Raw genomic sequence first — 17,005 nt, forward strand, 5'->3', positions numbered from 1 at the left:
TTCAGTCAGCCTTATCAGCGGTGCGAGTAACGGGTTTACGACGGGAAACCGGCGAGACGTGGGCCGACCCGTTGTTCAGGGCGATCATCAGCGCGGGCAACCAACGGCCCAGCAGGCTGAACAAGTCGCCGGCGCCGACCTGGCGGTTGGCGGTTTTGAGTACACGGCCCAGGCATGCATCGTCGTCCCGGCTGGACGGCGAGGCCTTGAGCATGTCGCGCAGAGACTGTTCAAACGGATCGTGCATACGCACCTCTCGTGATGTCTGTGGAAGACGCGATCAGTTTTCGTCGGGTCACATGAAACCCCATCACACCCACCGCAAGCGGCGAAACAGCCACCATTGACCCATGGCCACGCAGACCATCAGCAGGCAGGCGACCAGGAACCCGTATGGGCTTTCGGAAAACGGAATGCCGCCGACATTGATGCCGAGCAGCCCGGTGAGAAAACTCATCGGCAGGAAGATCCCGGTGATGATGCCGAAGCGATACATAGTGCGGTTCATGCGCACCGAGAGACGCCGGTCCTCGGCCTCCAACACGAGCCCCACGCGCTCCCGAGTCAATTCCAGCTCCTCGAGGTAGCGGGTCAGGCTGTTGTTCAATTCATTCCAGTAATCACCGTCGTCCTCGACGAACCAGGGCAACTTGATCCGCGACATCTGGCCGAAAATATCCCGCTGCGGCGCCAGGAATCGCTTGAGCCCGGCCGCCCTTCGACGGATGTGAAGAATGGCGTCGTGCTCCGGCGTATACCGTTCGTCGGTATCGAGTTTTTCTTCCTCGGTGTCGACGATTTCGGACAGGCACGTCACCAGGTCCTGCACCTTATTGGTCAGGTATTGCGCCATATAAAGGATGAGTTCCGAAGCAGTCCTGGGGCCCTTGCCCTCGGACAGCTCGGCCAGCAGCTCATCGGTGGCGCGCAATGGGCGCAGCCGCAGGGATATCACCCGCTGAGCCGCGGCGAAGATGCGCACCGATACCATGTCTTCCGGCTCGGCCCCTGGATTGAGGTTGATCCCGCGCAAAAAAAGCAGCAATTCGGCGTTGGGCAGGGGCAGCAGTCGCGGCCGGGTGTTTTCTTCAAGCAGCAGGTCGCAGTTGAATTCACTCAAGCCACTGGATTTGCGCAACCACGCATGGGTTTGCGGATGACTGCGATCCCAGTGCAGCCACAGGCTTTCATGGGCCTGCAACTGCAGATCGTCAAGTTCGGTCCGGGCTATCGAACGCGCGCCACCTTTACCATCCAGCACCAGGGCGTGCACCAGCCCCCATTGCGCGTTTTCTTCCTCGAACATCCTCATCCCTTATGGCTTTGGTGCTTTATTCAGGCATCTTCAGCGGGCTTGGCGAGACAATCACGCCGTTGTTGTCCGCGTAGACATATTCGCCCGGACGGAACGTCACGCCAGCGAAGGTAACAACCACATTGAGATCACCGATGCCGCGCTTGTCGGTCTTCATTGGGTGGCTGGCCAGGGCCTGGACGCCGAGGTCGGTCTGGGCAATGACGTCGACGTCGCGAATGCAACCGTAGATCACCAGCCCTTCCCAGCCGTTTTTCGCGGCCTTTTCGGCCAGCATGTCGCCCAGCAGCGCCCGACGCAGGGAGCCGCCGCCGTCGACGACCAGCACCTTGCCCTTGCCATCGAGTTCAACCTGCTCCTTGACCAGCGAGTTGTCTTCGAAACACTTGATGGTCACGATCTCGCCGCCGAAGGAATCGCGACCGCCGAAATTGCTGAACATCGGTTCCACTACTTGCACGAGGTCCGGATAGGCATCGCACAGGTCAGGCGTGAGGTAATGGTTCATCGAACAACTCCTGTATGGACTGGAACGTCGGGCTGAAGTGAACCGCCGTTTGTGACCAGAACAGCGGAACGCGTCATATCTTAGCCGCAAGCTGACAAGAGCGAAATGCCCCCGTCAGAGCCTTCGCGTCAAACGGCCTCGGCCAGGCGCGGCTGGTCCGCCAGCAATGCCGCACCTTGATTTTCCAGCCATCGCGCCACCAGCGGCCAGACCTCGGCTTGCGCGGCCTTGCTGACGAGCATTTCGACGTGGCCGAAATCACCGCCGAAGCCTTGCTCGCGCCCGAGGCAGACAAATTGCTTGTGCTCGGAACCGATCTGGTCGAACAGTTTGCGGCAGGCCCAGGTCGGATCCTGCTGATCACCGGCGGCGCTCACCGCCAATACCGGCACCTGCACGTCGGCGAGGCCCGCCCACCAATTTTTCTCGGCATCACCAAAACGCCCGAACAGGCCATACCAGCGCAGGCTCTCCAGGGCCAGGCCGATGGGTTCATCTTCCGGACCACGCTTGAGCCTGGAACCGGACAAATGCGCGAAACGCTTGAGGATGAAACGCCCGCTCCATTCCACCGGCGGGATTTTCAGCGGCCAGTACGTACGACTGACCTGGGCCCCGAAGAACGCAGCCGACGCCACGGCAGGCTCGCCCAGATAGTGACCGCCCAAGGCAGCGGCCAGGGTAATGCCGCCCAGGGAATGACCGATCCAGTGCGGCACTTGCCCGCTTTGCTCACGCACAAAGGCGCCAATGGCCGGCAAGTCATAACGGGCGTAGTCGCCCACGCGGTTATTGCGGTAGCCCTGGTTGCGCTGGGACAACCCATGACCGCGCATCTCGGGAATCCAGACATCGAAGCCCAGGCGTGCCAGGTACGCACCCAGGCCGAGGCCCTTGGGGGAATACCAGAAGCGTCGGTTGGAAAAGCTGCCGTGCAACAGGATCACCGGGACACCACGGGTTTCGCCGGCATCGGCCATGCCCAGTCGGGTGACGGCCAGTTCGACGCTGTAGTCCGGGCTGTTGCCGGGTTTGAGGCGGTAGACATCTTCGCTCAGATCACCGCGCCATTCGGCGCTGATCAGGGCGACAGGAAATAGGTTGCTGCTGCTTTGCATAAGCTTCTTGCACAAAAAAGGGCGGCTTCCAGATGGAGCCCGCCCTACTTCAAATCAAAAAGGGGCTGGTGATGCCCCTTCACTCGATCAGACCGCAGCCTGCCCCTCAGCCAGGAAGAACCAGGTCTCCAGCACGGAATCGGGGTTCAACGAAACGCTTTCGATACCCTGCTCCATCAGCCACTTGGCCAGGTCCGGGTGGTCCGAAGGGCCCTGGCCGCAGATGCCGATGTACTTGCCGGCCTTGTTGCAGGCGGCAATGGCGTTGGCCAGCAACTTCTTGACCGCTGGGTTCCGCTCGTCGAACAGGTGGGCGATGATCCCGGAGTCGCGGTCCAGGCCCAGGGTCAGCTGGGTCAGGTCGTTGGAACCGATGGAGAAACCGTCGAAGAACTCGAGGAACTCGTCGGCCAGGATGGCGTTGGACGGCAGCTCGCACATCATGATCACGCGCAGGCCGTTCTCGCCACGGGCCAAGCCGTTTTCCGCCAGCAGGTCGACCACCTGGCTCGCTTCACCGAGGGTCCGTACGAACGGCACCATGATTTCCACGTTGGTCAGGCCCATCTCGTTGCGCACGCGCTTGAGGGCACGGCATTCGAGTTCGAAGCAGTCACGGAACGACTCGCTGATGTAGCGCGAAGCACCGCGGAAGCCCAGCATCGGGTTTTCTTCTTCCGGCTCGTAGAGCTTGCCACCGATCAGGTTGGCGTATTCGTTGGACTTGAAGTCCGACAGGCGCACGATGACCTTTTTCGGCCAGAAAGCCGCCGCCAGGGTGCTGATACCTTCCACCAGCTTCTCGACGTAGAAACCGACCGGATCGTCGTAGCCGGCGATGCGCTTGTCGACGCTGTCCTTGATTTCCTGCGGCAGGCCGTCGTAGTTCAGCAATGCCTTGGGGTGTACGCCGATCATGCGGTTGATGATGAATTCCAGGCGGGCCAGGCCCACGCCGGCGTTCGGCAACTGCGCGAAGTCAAAGGCGCGGTCCGGGTTGCCGACGTTCATCATGATCTTGAACGGCAACTCCGGCATCGCGTCCACGGAGTTCTTCTTGATGTCGAAGCCCAGCTCACCTTCGAAGATGTAGCCGGTGTCGCCCTCGGCGCAGGAAACGGTCACGCCCTGGCCGTCCTTGAGCAGCTCGGTGGCGTTGCCGCAACCGACCACGGCCGGAATACCCAGCTCACGGGCGATGATTGCCGCGTGACAGGTACGGCCACCGCGGTTGGTGACGATGGCGCTGGCGCGCTTCATGACCGGTTCCCAGTCCGGGTCGGTCATGTCGGAGACCAGCACGTCGCCGGCCTGGACCTTGTCCATCTCCGAGACGTCCTTGATGATCCGCACCTTGCCGGCGCCGATACGCTGGCCGATGGCGCGGCCTTCCACCAGCACGGTGCCGGTTTCCTTGAGCAGGTAGCGCTCCATGACGTTGGCCTGGGTGCGGCTCTTCACGGTTTCCGGACGGGCCTGCACGATGTACAGCTTGCCGTCGTCACCGTCCTTGGCCCACTCGATGTCCATCGGGCACTTGTAGTGCTTCTCGATGATCATCGCCTGCTTGGCCAACTCGCTGACTTCAGCGTCGGTCAGGCAGAAGCGTGCGCGATCAGCCTTGTCGACGTCGACAGTCTTGACCGAACGACCGGCCTTGGCTTCGTCGCCGTAGACCATCTTGATGGCCTTGCTGCCCAGGTTGCGGCGCAGGATGGCCGGGCGACCGGCTTCCAGGGTGCCCTTGTGGACATAGAATTCGTCGGGGTTCACCGCGCCTTGCACGACGGTTTCACCCAGGCCATAGGCACCGGTAATGAACACGACGTCGCGAAAGCCCGACTCGGTATCGAGGGTGAACATCACGCCGGCGGTGCCGGTTTCGGAGCGGACCATGCGCTGTACACCAGCGGACAGGGCGACCAGCTTGTGGTCGAAGCCCTGGTGGACGCGGTAGGAAATGGCGCGGTCGTTGAAAAGGGAGGCGAAGACTTCCTTGGCGGCCCGGATGACGTTTTCCACGCCACGGATGTTCAGGAAGGTCTCCTGCTGGCCGGCAAACGAAGCGTCCGGCAAGTCTTCGGCGGTGGCCGAGGAGCGCACGGCGACGGCGACATCGGGGTTGCCTTCGGAGAGCTTGGCAAAGGCCGTGCGGATCTCGGCGTTCAGTTTCTCGGGGAATTCGGCTTCCATGATCCACTGGCGGATCTGGGCACCGGTCTTGGCCAGGGCATTGACGTCATCGACGTCCAGGGCGTCGAGCGCATCGTGGATCTGCTGGTTCAGGCCGCTCAGTTCCAGGAAATCACGATAAGCCTGGGCGGTCGTGGCGAAGCCACCTGGCACCGATACACCGGCGCCGGCGAGGTTACTGATCATCTCGCCCAGGGATGCGTTCTTGCCCCCCACATGCTCTACATCATGGACGCCGAGCTTATCGAGGGAAACTACGTACTCTACCAAGGTGATCTCTCCACTAACTGTGTTGGAAAAGCTCAAGGTACCGGCGGCTCCAGGGGAGCGCTCACCGGCGATATGGCCTGGACCTGGAAAATAAGTGAGAATGCGGGCCACGGGCGGCCGGCAAATCGCGCCTATCATATCCAAGAATCGTCACTAGCTCACTAGCTTAAGGCCCAAGGCGCAAATGAAACGATCTGCTTTCTTTATCTCCGACGGCACCGGCATCACGGCCGAAACGCTAGGCCAGAGCCTGTTGGCGCAGTTCGAAAACATTACCTTCACCAAGCTGACACGCCCGTACATAGACAACGTCGACAAGGCGCGGGCCATGGTACAACAAATCAATAAAGCCGCCGAAAACGACGGTTTTCGTCCGATCATCTTCGATACCATCGTCAATCAGGACATCCGTGAGATTCTCGCAACGTCCAATGGTTTCATGATCGACATTTTTTCCACGTTCCTGGCGCCGCTCGAACAGGAACTGAGCGAACACTCCTCCTACTCCGTGGGCAAGTCCCATTCCATTGGCCACAACTCCAACTACATGGAGCGGATCGAAGCGGTCAACTTCGCGCTGGACAACGATGACGGCGCCCGCACGCATTATTACGACAAGGCCGACTTGATCCTAGTGGGTGTGTCGCGGTGTGGTAAGACGCCGACGTGCCTGTACATGGCGATGCAATTCGGCATCCGCGCGGCCAACTATCCGTTGACCGAAGACGACATGGAGCGCCTGCAACTGCCCAGCGCCCTGCGCGCCCACCAGCACAAGCTGTTCGGCCTGACCATCGACCCGGACCGCCTCACCGCGATCCGCAACGAGCGCAAGCCCAACAGCCGTTACTCAAGCTACGCCCAGTGCGAGTTCGAAGTGCGCGAGGTGGAAAACCTGTTCCGGCGGGAGAACATTCCCCATATCAACTCCACGCATTTTTCCGTGGAAGAGATATCGGCGAAGATCCTGGTGGAGAAAGGGGTGGAGCGGCGGTTCAAGTAAACCCGCTAACCACTAAAACCTGTGGAAAAACCTGTGGGAGCGAGCTTGCTCGCTCCCACAGGGGAATCGTGATGTTCCCGGATCAGCGTTTCAACCGCTCGACCAACGCCTGACCCACCTCCAGCGCCGACGCTGGATTCTGGCCGGTGATCAACTCCCGGTCCATGACCACATGAGAGGTCCACGGCGAGGTATTGCTGCTGTATTGGCCACCCGCCTGCTGCAATGCAGTCTGCGGATAAAACTTCATGGCGCCTCCACCCAGCAGTCCTTTGGCCAATTCCTCTTCCTGATTGCTGATGACCGTCATCTTGTAGCCCGCGTAGATCCAGCCGGACTGGGCCGAGGCCTGGCCCTTGGCCCTCATCTGGCCGACGAAGCCGTTGGCATCGGGCAGGGTCGCCAACAGGGCGATCGGCCCATGGCAAACGAGCGCGGTGGTCTTTCCCTTTTCGTGAAAGTGCGTCAGCACCCGCCCCAGCGACGCGCTCGTGAGCAAATCCTGCATCGGGGCATGGCCGCCGGGGACGTACACGGCATCGAAGCGATCCAGGCCGATCTGTTCGACACGGCTCAGGCTGATCACCGGTGAATCCTCGGGCGAGGTGATGTTCAGTTGGGTCAGCAACGCCTGGTAGCGCGCAAGTTCCGCCGCGTCGTTATTGAAGTACATCTTGTCCACCGAGGAGCGGTCCAGGGTCGGCGCCTTGCCCTCGGGCGTGGCAAAGGTCACGCGGTGACCGGCGTCCAGCAACAGTTTCACCGGCTGTAGCAACTCGTTGAGGTAGAACCCTGTGGAAAAGACCTGGCCATTCTTCAGATCCAGATGATCGGAGTCCGACAGAACCACGAGCACATTATCGGCATGGGCCGCGGCGCTGATGCCTGCCAGAACGACAGACGTTGCCAAGGTAGTGAGCTTTTTCATGATGACTCCGTTTCGATAAAAGATGCGCTCACTGTATTGACGCACTTACCGGCGATAAACTGGCCACCCGGAACATCACTTGGCCTCTGGAGGCAATAATGGCCCGTCGATTCGATCATCTGGCCGACGTGGAAGCCTTCGTCACGGTCGTGGAAAAAGGCACCCTCAGCGCCGGTGCCGTGGCGCTGGGCACCACGCCTTCAGTGTTGAGCCGTGCCATCTCACGCCTCGAAGCGCGCCTCGGGGTGCAACTGTTGCGGCGCACGACTCGCCGACTGAACCTGACCGATGCCGGGACCTTGTATCTGGAACAGTCGCGCTCGGCCTTTGCCTTGATCGACGACGCCGAGCGACGTATCCAGGGTCAGGACGGCGTCTTGACCGGTCGTGTGCGCCTCAGCGTGCCGACCACCTACGGCCATTACCGCCTGCCAGCGCTGCTGGCGCGTTTCGCCCAGGCTTGTCCGCAAGTGCGGGTCGAGCTGAGCATCACCAATCGCAACGTCGACCTGGTGGCCGAGGGATATGACCTGGCGATCCGCCTCGGGCCGCTGCCCGACAGCGGATTGGTCGGCCGCAAGCTGGAAGACGCTCGTCTCTGCGTGGTGGCCGCACCGCGATACCTTGAGTGCGCCGGAACACCCCGGCGCATCGACGAACTGACAGCCCACGCCTGCCTGCCCTTCGTGATGCCCAGTAGCGGACGCATCGCCCCGTGGCTGTTCCGCGAACACCAGCAAGACCGGGAATGGTTGCCGACAGGCAATGTGCAAGTGTCCGACGACGTGCTGGGCATCGTTTCCCTGGCACAGGCCGGATTGGGGATCTGCCAGACCTATGAATTCATCGTCCGGGAGCGGATCGAGCGGGGGGAATTGGTGGAATTGCTGGAGGACTTTGGCGGGCGCAGCAGAGCGTTTTCAATCATCTATCCGCCCCATCGGCAATTGCCGGCGGCGGCACGGGCGTTGATTGATTTTCTGGTGGAACAATAGGTGATAAACGCCAGCCCCCTTTGGAAGCGAGCTTGCTCGCGATTGCGGAGTATCAGTCAGCATCAATGTTGCTGATCCGCCGCTATCGCGAGCAAGCTCGCTCCCACACGGGTCCCTATGTGACTGCAAGATTTGTATTTCCCCACAGTCCTCCCGGAAAACTTCCTTGCTGCCACAGCTTCAACATTTAGTGAGCCGCAACCGCCTGCTCTTCCATCTTCTTGCGCAAGCTCAACGGCCGCATGTCGGTCCAGACCTCCTCGATATACGCCAGGCATTCTTTCTTGAAGCCGCTTTTGCCAACCGTACGCCAGCCTTCCGGAACGGCCTTGTAGTCCGGCCAGATCGAATACTGTTCTTCGTGGTTGACCACGACCTGGAAGAGGATGTCCTCACGGTCGAATACTGAAGTCATGGTGTTTCTCCGTCGTTGCTCAAGGTTCGCCGCGCCACGGGCGCAGCCAAGGTATGAAAAGGAACGTATCGGGCCGAATGAAAATTAGGCGTCGGCCACGGCGGCTTCGAGGGCGCGCCGGAAAATCTCCGCGACCCGGTCGATTTCCGCCGCCGTGATGATCAAGGGCGGCAGGAACCGCACCACGCCTGCTTGTCGTCCGCCCAGTTCCAGGATCAATCCACGCTTGAGGCACTCACGCTGCAACCGTGGCGCCAGGCATGCGTGCACCGGTGGATGCCCCTGGGTGTCCGGTTGGCCCGCCGGGTCTACCAGCTCGACGCCGAGCATCAGGCCACGACCGCGAATATCGCCCAACTGCGGAAAATCCCGTTGCAGGATATGCAAATGTTCGCTCAAGCGCTCGCCCATGGCGGCCGCGTGGGCCGGCAGGTTGTGCTCCACCAAATAACGCATCACGGCGGAACCGGCGGCCATGGCCATCTGATTCCCTCGGAAAGTACCGGCATGGGCGCCCGGCAGCCAAGTGTCCAGCCAGTCGCGATACACCACGACCGCCAGCGGCAGGCTGCCGCCGATGGCCTTGGACAGCACGACCACGTCCGGGACGATGCCGGCGTGCTCGAAGGCAAACATCTTGCCGGTGCGACCAAAACCGCTCTGGATTTCATCGACGATCAGCGCCACGCCGGCCTGCTCGGTGATCCGCCGCAAGCCGCGCAGCCAGTCGAGGTCGGCCGGTATGACGCCGCCCTCGCCCTGCACCACTTCGACGATGACGGCCGCCGGCAACTGCACGCCGGCCTCCGGATCGTTCAGCAGGTTTTCCAGGTAATGCAGATTGGCCCTGACGCCCGCCACACCGCCCAGTCCGAACGGACAGCGGTAATCGTAGGGATACGGCATGAACTGCACGCCATTGCTGAGCAAGGCACCCAAGGGTTTCTTCGGCCCCAGACTGCCCATCAGGCTCAACGCGCCCTGGCTCATCCCGTGATAACCGCCCTGGAACGACAGGACCGTGCTTCGCCCCGTCGCAGTGCGGACCAGCTTGAGCGCCGCCTCCACCGCATCGGTACCGGTGGGCCCGCAGAACTGGATTTTCGCCTCGGCGGCGAGGGCCGCCGGCAACAGGCCGAACAGGTCCTGGACAAAGCGGTCCTTGACCGGCGTCGTCAGGTCCAGGGTATGCAGCGGCAGTTCATCGGCGAGCACTTGCTGGATCGCCTCGATCACCACCGGGTGGTTGTGCCCGAGCGCCAGCGTGCCGGCGCCGGCCAGGCAATCAATGAAGGTACGGCCCTCGACATCCTCGACGTACAGGCCCTTGGCGCGCTTGAGTGCCAAGGGAATTCGCCGCGGATAGCTGCGGGCGTTGGATTCCTGGCGATTCTGACGAGCCAGCAATGGCGATTCGTTGAACTGGTAAAGCGTCTCGACCGGCGTGGAACTGCTTCGTACTGGCGACGCTTCGATAGGACTTGTGACTGACATGTTCTCGACCCCGCAATGAGTGACCAAACGGCGCACCGGGCAGGTGCGCATTCGGTAGCGCACATGCAGGTTTCCTGTTGTGGAAACGCATCAGCAGGGCAAGGATTTACTGCCGGATAAAGACCGTGGCGAGGGAGCTTGCTCCCTCGCCACGAGTTATCTACGGAGCGGGCGATAGTTGCACCGGCACGGTCAACTCGACCCGCAACCCGTCCGGGCGGCTGTCGAATTGCAGGCCACAGCCGCAACGCTGGACGATGGCCTGGACAATCGCCAGCCCCAGCCCGCAGCCATTGCTCTGGCCGTTGCGCCAGAAGCGCTGGGTCAGGTGCTGGATATCGTCGGCGGCGATGCCCGGCCCATGATCACGCACCTGGAAACGCACACGCTGGCCCACCATTTCCAGGTTCAGCTCCACGTCAGTCTCGTCCGGCGTATGGCGCAAGGCGTTTTCCAGCAGATTGCGCAGCGCGGCAATGGACAGCACCGCCGGCATCTGCACCGGAGCATCGGTCAGTTGAGGCGACACCCGCAGCCTGATCCGCTGGGATGCGCCGCCGGTGGCGTCCTGGATGGCCAGCCGCGCGACCTGCTCGGCGTTGCATTGCACGCCATCATCAAACGACAGGCTGCCTTCCACCCGGGCCAGCAGCAACAGTTGCTCCAGCGTGCGATGCATCCGGTCGGCCCCCTCCTCCGCCCGGGCAAGGGACTGGTCACGCGCGGCCCCCTCGGTCATCCGCGCCACCTGCAGGTGCGTCTTGATGGCCGTCAACGGGCTACGCAGTTCATGGGCGGCATCGCCGGTCAGCCGTCGTTCGCGCTCGATGGTCTTGCCGATGCGCTGGAGCAACTGATTCTGGGTTTCCAGCAAGGGCCGCAACTCGCTGGGCAGCGGATGAATCTGCAGCGGTTCCAGCGAATCCGCGTTGCGCCGCGTCAGTGCATCGCGCATGCGGTTGAGCGGTGCCAGGCCCTGGCCGATGCCCAGCCACAACAGGCACAGGCAACCGAGCAACGCCACGCCGACCGGCACCGATGCCGCCAGCAGCACCGACAGGTTCAAGGCTTCGCGTTCGATCTGGCGATCAGCGGTGGTGATGCGCAAGTCGCCTCGGGCCAGGGTAAAGCTGCGCCACGGCGCTCCGTCGATCATCTGGTCGTGAAAGCCCATTTTCTCGGCTTCCAGGGGTTGCCCCGGGGTGTCATGGCTGCGCGCCAGAATCTCCCCGCGCAGCGAGCTGACCTGGCAGGCCATGCCGCCAGGGACGCTCAATTGCTCGGCACTGAAATGCGTGCCTTCACCTTTGCTCGGAACCGGCGGCAACTGCTCCAGCAACCCGGCGACCATCCGCGCCGAGGCCACCAGGCGCTGGTCGAGGGAAAACATCATCTGGTTGCGCAGGTCGCTGAGCATCCACGCCGCGGCCAACGCCCAGATCAGGGCGAAGGCAGCGCCGAGGGTCAAGCTCAAGCGCAGTCGAAGGCTCATCACTTGGCGGATTCCCCGCCATCGGCCGGCCCCAGGCGATAACCCAGCCCGCGCACCGTTTCGACGATCCCGTTGCCCAATTTGCGCCGCAGGTGATGGATATGGACGTTCAGGGCGTTGCTTTCCAGTTCATCGCTGAAGCCGTAGACGCTGTCCTTGAGTTGTTCGGTGGAGAGTACTCGGCCGCGGCTGTGCAGCAGCGCCTGCAACAGCGCCTGCTCGCGGCGGGAGAGGTCCACCGACTGACCGTCCAGGATCGTTTCCCGGCTGCTCGGGTCGTACGTCAGGCGGCCATGTTCGATCAGGTTGACGCTGCGCCCTGCCACACGCCGCAGCAGCGTGTGCAGGCGCGCCGCCAGCTCGCGCAGGTCGAAAGGCTTGAGCAGGTAATCATCGGCGCCCGCCTGCAAGCCGTCGACACGGTCGGTCACCGAGTCCCGTGCGGTCAGGATCAGCACCGGGATTTCCAGGCCTTGCTGACGCAATTGCTTGAGCAGCTTGAGGCCGTCTTCATCGGGCAAGCCGAGGTCCAGCACCATGACGTCGAACGTCGCCACGCCGACCATCGCCCGCGCCGCCGATGCCGTGGCGACGTGCTCGACGGTCAGGCCTTGGGCCGTGAGCCCGGCAACGATGCCGCTGGCAATCAACTCATCGTCTTCGCAGACCAGTACGTGCATGGTGAGCCCCAAGGAAAAAGTAAATTAGGCAGGCGGCCGATTAAGCCGACATTATGCGACGAGTCGGGCAGATATGGGCGATCATTGGCCCTTGCCGTTATCGCTGGGTTAATCGACGGTTAATCGCCGGTCGCCACTGTGCCCTTCACTTGCTTCGTTCTAAGGCTTTGTCCATGCGTCGATTGATTTTGCTGTGGCTGTTCCTGATCTCGGGCCTGGCCCAGGCCGCCAATCCCTTCGAAACCAAACCCGACTTCCTGCCGGTGGGAAAGGCGTTCGTCTTCACCTCCGAACGCCTGGATTCCGGTGAAACCCAGCTGTTCTGGCAAATCGCCGACGGGTATTACCTGTACCAGCAGCGGCTCAAGTTCGATGGCCTGGCCGAAGCGCAAAAACCGAAGTTGCCCGAGGGCGAAGCACACAGCGACGAATTCTTCGGCGACCAACAAGTGTATCGCCAGGCCCTGGAACTGAAGATTCCCGCCGGAGCGACCGGCAAAATCAAGGTCGGTTTCCAGGGCTGTGCCGACGCGGGCCTGTGCTATCCACCCCAGACGCAAGTGGTCGACCTGGGCGGCACGGGTGCGGTGGCAGCCACTGGCGAAGCGCAGGACCAAGCCCTGGCCAGCGGCTTGCAACAACGCGCGCTGGGCTGGAGCCTGCTGGTGTTTTTTGGCCTGGGACTGTTGTTGGCGTTCACCCCCTGCTCGCTGCCGATGTTGCCGATCCTGGCAGGATTGGTGGTGGGCAGCGGCGCCGGCCCTCGGCGCGGCCTGGCATTGGCGGGCAGCTACGTGATCAGCATGGCCCTGGTGTATGCCGCCATGGGCGTGCTTGCCGCGCTGCTGGGGGCCAATTTGCAGGCAGTGCTGCAACAACCCTGGTTGCTGGGCACGTTTGCGGCGATCTTCGTCGTACTGGCCCTGCCGATGTTCGGCTTTTTTGAATTGCAATTGCCAGCCGGCCTGCGTGATCGCTTGGAAAACGCCGGCCGCCAGCGCCGCGGCGGCAGCCTGGCGGGCGCTGGCATCCTGGGGGCGCTGTCCGGCCTGTTGGTCGGCCCATGCATGACCGCGCCGCTGGCCGGCGCGCTGCTGTACATCGCCCAGAGCGGCAATGCGCTGCACGGCGGCCTGATCCTGTTCACCATGGGCGTCGGCATGGGCCTGCCGCTGTTGTTGCTGGTGACGGTCGGCAATCGTTTCCTGCCCAAGCCCGGCACCTGGATGAACCTGCTCAAAGGTGTATTCGGCTTCCTGTTCCTGGGTACCGCGTTGCTGATGATCCGCCCGGTCATCGACGGCTCGCTGTGGATCGGTCTGTTGGGCGCGCTGCTGGTAATTGCCGCCTACTGCGCCTGGCGCCAGACAGAAGGGTTCGGCCGCGCCGCCTATCTGTGGGGCAGCGTCTCGCTGCTGTTCGGGTTGTGGGGCAGCCTGCTGGTGGTAGGGTCAGCGGGAGGCAGCGATGATCTATTCAAGCCGCTGGAGGTCTACAGCGGTGCCCGCGCCACCGCGACCGCCGAGGCCCGGGACGCCTTCACCACGGTCAGCGAGCCCGCTGCCCTGCAGCGCGAACTGGACGCCGCCAAGGCCCGGGGCCAGTGGGTCTTGCTCGACTACTACGCCGACTGGTGCGTGTCCTGCAAAATCATGGAAAAGCAGGTGTTCGGCCGTGCCGAAGTCCTTGATGCGCTCAAGGACGTACGCCTGCTGCGCCTGGATGTCACTGCAGACAACGCCGCCAGCCGTGAGCTGCTCAGCCGCTATCAGGTGCCTGGACCACCGAGCCTGTTATGGCTCGGCACCGATGGCGAGGAGCGTCGAAGCCAGCGCATTACCGGCGAAATCGACGCGAAGGGTTTCCTGGAACGCTGGAACATGACCCGGAACGCGCCCTGATGCTGACGTTGACCTTGGGCACCTTTGCCATTGCCCTCAATCACTTGCTGTTGATCAGCGCATTGGCCTTGGCGACTTTCGTCGGCTGGCGCGTGGCAAGGCGCGGCGGCGAGAATCCCGAATCAGTGCTGTTCGCACTGTTCCTGCTGGGGCTCCTGGCCGCGAGGATCGGCTTTGTCGTCGCTTACTGGAGCCATTATCGGGACGACCCGTGGCAGATCGTCGATCTGCGCGACGGCGGATTCCTGGCCTGGCCGGGCATCGTCGCACTGCTGGTCGGTGCCCTGCTCTGGGCGCGTCGCCGCCCGGGCCTGCGCCGGCCATTGGCTTTCAGCGTCACCGGCGGCCTGCTGTTCTGGCTGGTGGCGACGATGTCGTTGACGATCTATGAACAAGGCACCCGTCTGCCGGAGATCGACCTGCGCAACGCCGAGGGCGAAACCGTGAACCTCGTCGATTATCAGGGCGGCCCGTTGGTGATCAATCTATGGGCCACCTGGTGCCCCCCCTGCCGACGCGAAATGCCGGTGCTGGAGGAAGCTCAAAAACAGCGCCCGGACCTGACCTTCCTGTTCGTCAATCAAGCCGAAAGCATGCAAAGCGTCAGCACCTACCTCGCCACGCAGGGCTTGAGCCTCACCAACGTGCTGTTCGACGGCAGCGGCCGCCTTGGCCAGGCCGTCGGCTCGATGGCGCTGCCAACGACGCTGTTCTACAGCGCCGATGGCCGCCTGCTGGGCAGTCACCTGGGCGAATTATCTGACGCGAGCCTGGCCCGGGCCCTGGAAAATTTCGATACGCCGGGTACCACCACGGCGGCCCACCCCGCGACAAGGAAACTGCCATGCCCCGCCTCCACCACCTGCTGACCCTGGCCTTCGCCGGCGCGCTGTTGCAAGCACCGCTGCTCCAGGCCGAGGAATTGCCCGCGGCCATCAAGAAGATCGAAGCCAAGGGCGCGAAGATTGTCGGCACCTTTGAAGCACCGGACGGCTTGCGCGGTTACGCGGCGCAATACCAGAACCGTGGCATGGCGCTGTACCTGACGCCGGATGGCAAGCATGTGTTGCTGGGCAATCTGTATGACGCCGATGGCAAGGACCTGAGCGCCGAACCGCTGCAAAAGCTGGTCTACGCGCCGATGGCCAAGGCAATCTGGGCGAAGATGGAAGCCAGCAACTGGATCGCCGACGGCAACAAGGACGCCCCCCGCACGGTGTATCTGTTCAGCGACCCGAACTGCCCGTACTGCAACATGTTCTGGGAACAAGCCCGCCCTTGGGTCAAGGCCGGCAAGGTACAGTTGCGCCACATCATGGTGGGCATCATCCGTGAAGACAGCCCAGGCAAATCAGCCGCGCTGCTGGCCGCCAAGGAGCCGGAAAAAGCCCTGGCGGACCATGAGAAGGCCGGCAAGGGCAGCGCACTCAAGCCGCTCAAGGAGATCCCGCCGGCCATCCAGGCAAAACTGGACGCCAACCAGGCGTTGATGGACGAACTGGAGCTCTCCGCCACCCCGGCGATCTTCTATCTGGATGACCAGGGCGAACTGCAACAGCAGCAAGGCGCGCCGTCGCCGGACAAACTGGTGAAGATTCTCGGACCGAAGTGACTGGCCTCACTTCAGAATCTTTGTGGGAGCGAGCTTGCTCGCGATGGCGGCAGATCAGTCAGCATTGATGTAACATACACATCGCAATCGCGAGCAAGCTCGCTCCCACAGGGGCTTTGCATCGGTCACAAAATCCCTGCTGGCGATCACGGTGGGTTAGCTACGCAGGAACGCCAACAACGCCTCCGTCACGAACGCCGGATTTTCCAGGTTGGAAATATGCCCCGCCTGCGGAATCAGCACATGATCGCAGCCAATCAGCTGGGCCATCTCCAATGCCTCGGACGGTGGTCGAGGCTTGTCCTGGTCGCCGCACATCACCAGCGTGCGCTTGGCATCCAGTCCGGGCAGCTGCGCCAGGATATCGTCCCGACCAAAAATGATCCGCCCCAACGGCACGATGCTGTCCTTCAGGCGGTCGGTTGGCAGCGCGGCCAAGGTGGCGCGAAACTGCTGGTAGAGCGCCGACTGCGGATCGATGCCCGGCCGGAAGAAAATCGGCACGATGATGTCCAGCAAAGGCTCGGGAATCGCGCCGCTGGCTTCGATTTTGTCGAACAGCGAAAAGTAATACAGCCGGGTCGGCTCCGGCTCGACGCCGACGTAGGTGTCCATCAGCACCAGCGATTGCACACGCTCGGGCGCCGCCAGCGCCAACCGTGCGCCCCACATTCCCCCGACCGACAACCCGACCAGGTTGAAGCAGTCGACCCCCAAGTGATCCATCAACGCCAACGTCTGGCGAGACAAATCGTCAAGCGAGCTCATGCCCTCAGGCAACCGCCCGGACTGCCCGTGGCCCCACAGCTCCGGGACAATGACCCGATAGTGCTTCGACAAGGCGTCAATCTGCGGCGCCCACATGCGGTGGTCCCACAAATAGCTGCTGCCCAGCACCACCACCGAACCTTGGCCTTGGTCCAGGTAATGGAACGGTTGTCCGTCGATTGCTGCAAAGGGCATGGGTGACCTCCTTGTTTGGGAATGAAAAACCTTGGGGAGACTGGGCCGCGAAGCGCCAGACGTCAACCTTGGGTCCTGAAGTGCTGGTAATGGCCTCTTCGCGAGCAAGCTCGCTCCC

Annotated in this window: 16 protein-coding genes; 5 read left to right on the plus strand and 11 right to left on the minus strand. The window is 62.4% G+C overall.

What is annotated here, in order from left to right:
- Position 1 precedes the first annotated feature (1 nt).
- From J3P79_RS17810 to ppsA, 5 genes are all read right to left on the minus strand, one after another.
- Entirely contained in the window at positions 2-247 is a 246-nt protein-coding gene (locus tag J3P79_RS17810; protein WP_014337331.1) for a hypothetical protein, read from the minus strand.
- Between the two features lie 63 nt (positions 248-310).
- The gene (locus J3P79_RS17815; RefSeq protein WP_434604688.1) at positions 311-1,306 is read right to left on the minus strand and encodes a zinc transporter ZntB; all 996 of its coding nucleotides are present in this window, start codon (positions 1,304-1,306) and stop codon (positions 311-313) included.
- Positions 1,307-1,331: 25 nt separating this feature from the next.
- Complete coding sequence (gene rraA, locus J3P79_RS17820) at positions 1,332-1,823, minus strand: ribonuclease E activity regulator RraA (RefSeq protein WP_039589016.1); 492 nt, start codon at positions 1,821-1,823, stop codon at positions 1,332-1,334.
- Between the two features lie 128 nt (positions 1,824-1,951).
- On the minus strand, positions 1,952-2,941 hold the full coding sequence (locus J3P79_RS17825) for an alpha/beta fold hydrolase (protein ID WP_434604691.1): 990 nt from the start codon (positions 2,939-2,941) through the stop codon (positions 1,952-1,954).
- A gap of 87 nt (positions 2,942-3,028) precedes the next feature.
- Positions 3,029-5,404, minus strand: a complete 2,376-nt coding sequence (ppsA, locus tag J3P79_RS17830; RefSeq protein WP_434604693.1) for a phosphoenolpyruvate synthase — start codon at positions 5,402-5,404, stop codon at positions 3,029-3,031.
- Positions 5,405-5,588: 184 nt separating this feature from the next.
- Between ppsA and ppsR the strand changes: the two genes are divergently transcribed.
- Positions 5,589-6,407 (plus strand): posphoenolpyruvate synthetase regulatory kinase/phosphorylase PpsR, encoded by an 819-nt coding sequence (gene ppsR / locus J3P79_RS17835; protein ID WP_434604695.1) that lies wholly within the window; start codon positions 5,589-5,591, stop codon positions 6,405-6,407.
- An 82-nt stretch (positions 6,408-6,489) separates the two neighbouring features.
- On the opposite strand, the gene J3P79_RS17840 is transcribed toward ppsR, so the two are convergent.
- Complete coding sequence (locus J3P79_RS17840) at positions 6,490-7,335, minus strand: type 1 glutamine amidotransferase domain-containing protein (protein ID WP_434604697.1); 846 nt, start codon at positions 7,333-7,335, stop codon at positions 6,490-6,492.
- Positions 7,336-7,433: 98 nt separating this feature from the next.
- Between J3P79_RS17840 and J3P79_RS17845 the strand changes: the two genes are divergently transcribed.
- On the plus strand, positions 7,434-8,330 hold the full coding sequence (locus tag J3P79_RS17845) for a LysR family transcriptional regulator (protein WP_434604699.1): 897 nt from the start codon (positions 7,434-7,436) through the stop codon (positions 8,328-8,330).
- Positions 8,331-8,517: 187 nt separating this feature from the next.
- Here J3P79_RS17845 and J3P79_RS17850 read toward each other — a convergent pair whose 3' ends face one another.
- From J3P79_RS17850 to J3P79_RS17865, 4 genes are all read right to left on the minus strand, one after another.
- The gene (locus tag J3P79_RS17850; protein WP_434604701.1) at positions 8,518-8,745 is read right to left on the minus strand and encodes an MbtH family protein; all 228 of its coding nucleotides are present in this window, start codon (positions 8,743-8,745) and stop codon (positions 8,518-8,520) included.
- Between the two features lie 84 nt (positions 8,746-8,829).
- On the minus strand, positions 8,830-10,239 hold the full coding sequence (locus J3P79_RS17855) for an aspartate aminotransferase family protein (protein WP_434604703.1): 1,410 nt from the start codon (positions 10,237-10,239) through the stop codon (positions 8,830-8,832).
- A gap of 160 nt (positions 10,240-10,399) precedes the next feature.
- Positions 10,400-11,731, minus strand: a complete 1,332-nt coding sequence (locus tag J3P79_RS17860) for an ATP-binding protein (RefSeq protein WP_434604705.1) — start codon at positions 11,729-11,731, stop codon at positions 10,400-10,402.
- A complete protein-coding gene (locus J3P79_RS17865) occupies positions 11,731-12,411 on the minus strand; it encodes a response regulator (protein WP_434604707.1) in 681 nt (226 codons plus the stop codon). The genes J3P79_RS17860 and J3P79_RS17865 overlap by 1 nt, the downstream gene beginning before the upstream one ends.
- 173 nt (positions 12,412-12,584) lie before the next feature.
- Between J3P79_RS17865 and dsbD the strand changes: the two genes are divergently transcribed.
- Genes dsbD through dsbG form a run of 3 tightly spaced genes read left to right on the plus strand, consistent with a single transcriptional unit; the run spans position 12,585 to position 15,924 of the window.
- Positions 12,585-14,312 (plus strand): protein-disulfide reductase DsbD, encoded by a 1,728-nt coding sequence (dsbD, locus tag J3P79_RS17870; RefSeq protein ID WP_434604709.1) that lies wholly within the window; start codon positions 12,585-12,587, stop codon positions 14,310-14,312.
- On the plus strand, positions 14,312-15,181 hold the full coding sequence (locus J3P79_RS17875; protein WP_434604711.1) for a prolipoprotein diacylglyceryl transferase family protein: 870 nt from the start codon (positions 14,312-14,314) through the stop codon (positions 15,179-15,181). Before dsbD ends, J3P79_RS17875 begins: the two co-directional genes overlap by 1 nt.
- Positions 15,157-15,924, plus strand: a complete 768-nt coding sequence (gene dsbG / locus J3P79_RS17880) for a thiol:disulfide interchange protein DsbG (RefSeq protein WP_434604713.1) — start codon at positions 15,157-15,159, stop codon at positions 15,922-15,924. The genes J3P79_RS17875 and dsbG overlap by 25 nt, the downstream gene beginning before the upstream one ends.
- Positions 15,925-16,080: 156 nt before the next feature.
- Here dsbG and J3P79_RS17885 read toward each other — a convergent pair whose 3' ends face one another.
- Entirely contained in the window at positions 16,081-16,887 is an 807-nt protein-coding gene (locus tag J3P79_RS17885) for an alpha/beta fold hydrolase (protein WP_434604715.1), read from the minus strand.
- Between the last annotated feature and the right edge of the window lie 118 nt (positions 16,888-17,005).

Source organism: Pseudomonas sp. R1-7 (assembly GCF_051132105.1).
In the GTDB taxonomy this organism is placed as follows: domain Bacteria; phylum Pseudomonadota; class Gammaproteobacteria; order Pseudomonadales; family Pseudomonadaceae; genus Aquipseudomonas.

Excerpts from the sequence above, each read along its gene's own strand:
- J3P79_RS17810 (WP_014337331.1), bottom strand. The coding sequence starts at position 247 with ATGCACGATCCGTTTGAACAGTCTCTGCGCGACATGCTCAAGGCCTCG.
- J3P79_RS17815 (WP_434604688.1), bottom strand. The coding sequence starts at position 1,306 with ATGTTCGAGGAAGAAAACGCGCAATGGGGGCTGGTGCACGCCCTGGTG.
- rraA (WP_039589016.1), bottom strand. The coding sequence starts at position 1,823 with ATGAACCATTACCTCACGCCTGACCTGTGCGATGCCTATCCGGACCTC.
- J3P79_RS17825 (WP_434604691.1), bottom strand. The coding sequence starts at position 2,941 with ATGCAAAGCAGCAGCAACCTATTTCCTGTCGCCCTGATCAGCGCCGAA.
- ppsR (WP_434604695.1), top strand. The coding sequence starts at position 5,589 with ATGAAACGATCTGCTTTCTTTATCTCCGACGGCACCGGCATCACGGCC.
- J3P79_RS17840 (WP_434604697.1), bottom strand. The coding sequence starts at position 7,335 with ATGAAAAAGCTCACTACCTTGGCAACGTCTGTCGTTCTGGCAGGCATC.
- J3P79_RS17845 (WP_434604699.1), top strand. The coding sequence starts at position 7,434 with ATGGCCCGTCGATTCGATCATCTGGCCGACGTGGAAGCCTTCGTCACG.
- J3P79_RS17850 (WP_434604701.1), bottom strand. The coding sequence starts at position 8,745 with ATGACTTCAGTATTCGACCGTGAGGACATCCTCTTCCAGGTCGTGGTC.
- J3P79_RS17855 (WP_434604703.1), bottom strand. The coding sequence starts at position 10,239 with ATGTCAGTCACAAGTCCTATCGAAGCGTCGCCAGTACGAAGCAGTTCC.
- J3P79_RS17860 (WP_434604705.1), bottom strand. The coding sequence starts at position 11,731 with ATGAGCCTTCGACTGCGCTTGAGCTTGACCCTCGGCGCTGCCTTCGCC.
- J3P79_RS17865 (WP_434604707.1), bottom strand. The coding sequence starts at position 12,411 with ATGCACGTACTGGTCTGCGAAGACGATGAGTTGATTGCCAGCGGCATC.
- dsbD (WP_434604709.1), top strand. The coding sequence starts at position 12,585 with ATGCGTCGATTGATTTTGCTGTGGCTGTTCCTGATCTCGGGCCTGGCC.
- J3P79_RS17875 (WP_434604711.1), top strand. The coding sequence starts at position 14,312 with ATGCTGACGTTGACCTTGGGCACCTTTGCCATTGCCCTCAATCACTTG.
- dsbG (WP_434604713.1), top strand. The coding sequence starts at position 15,157 with ATGCCCCGCCTCCACCACCTGCTGACCCTGGCCTTCGCCGGCGCGCTG.
- J3P79_RS17885 (WP_434604715.1), bottom strand. The coding sequence starts at position 16,887 with ATGCCCTTTGCAGCAATCGACGGACAACCGTTCCATTACCTGGACCAA.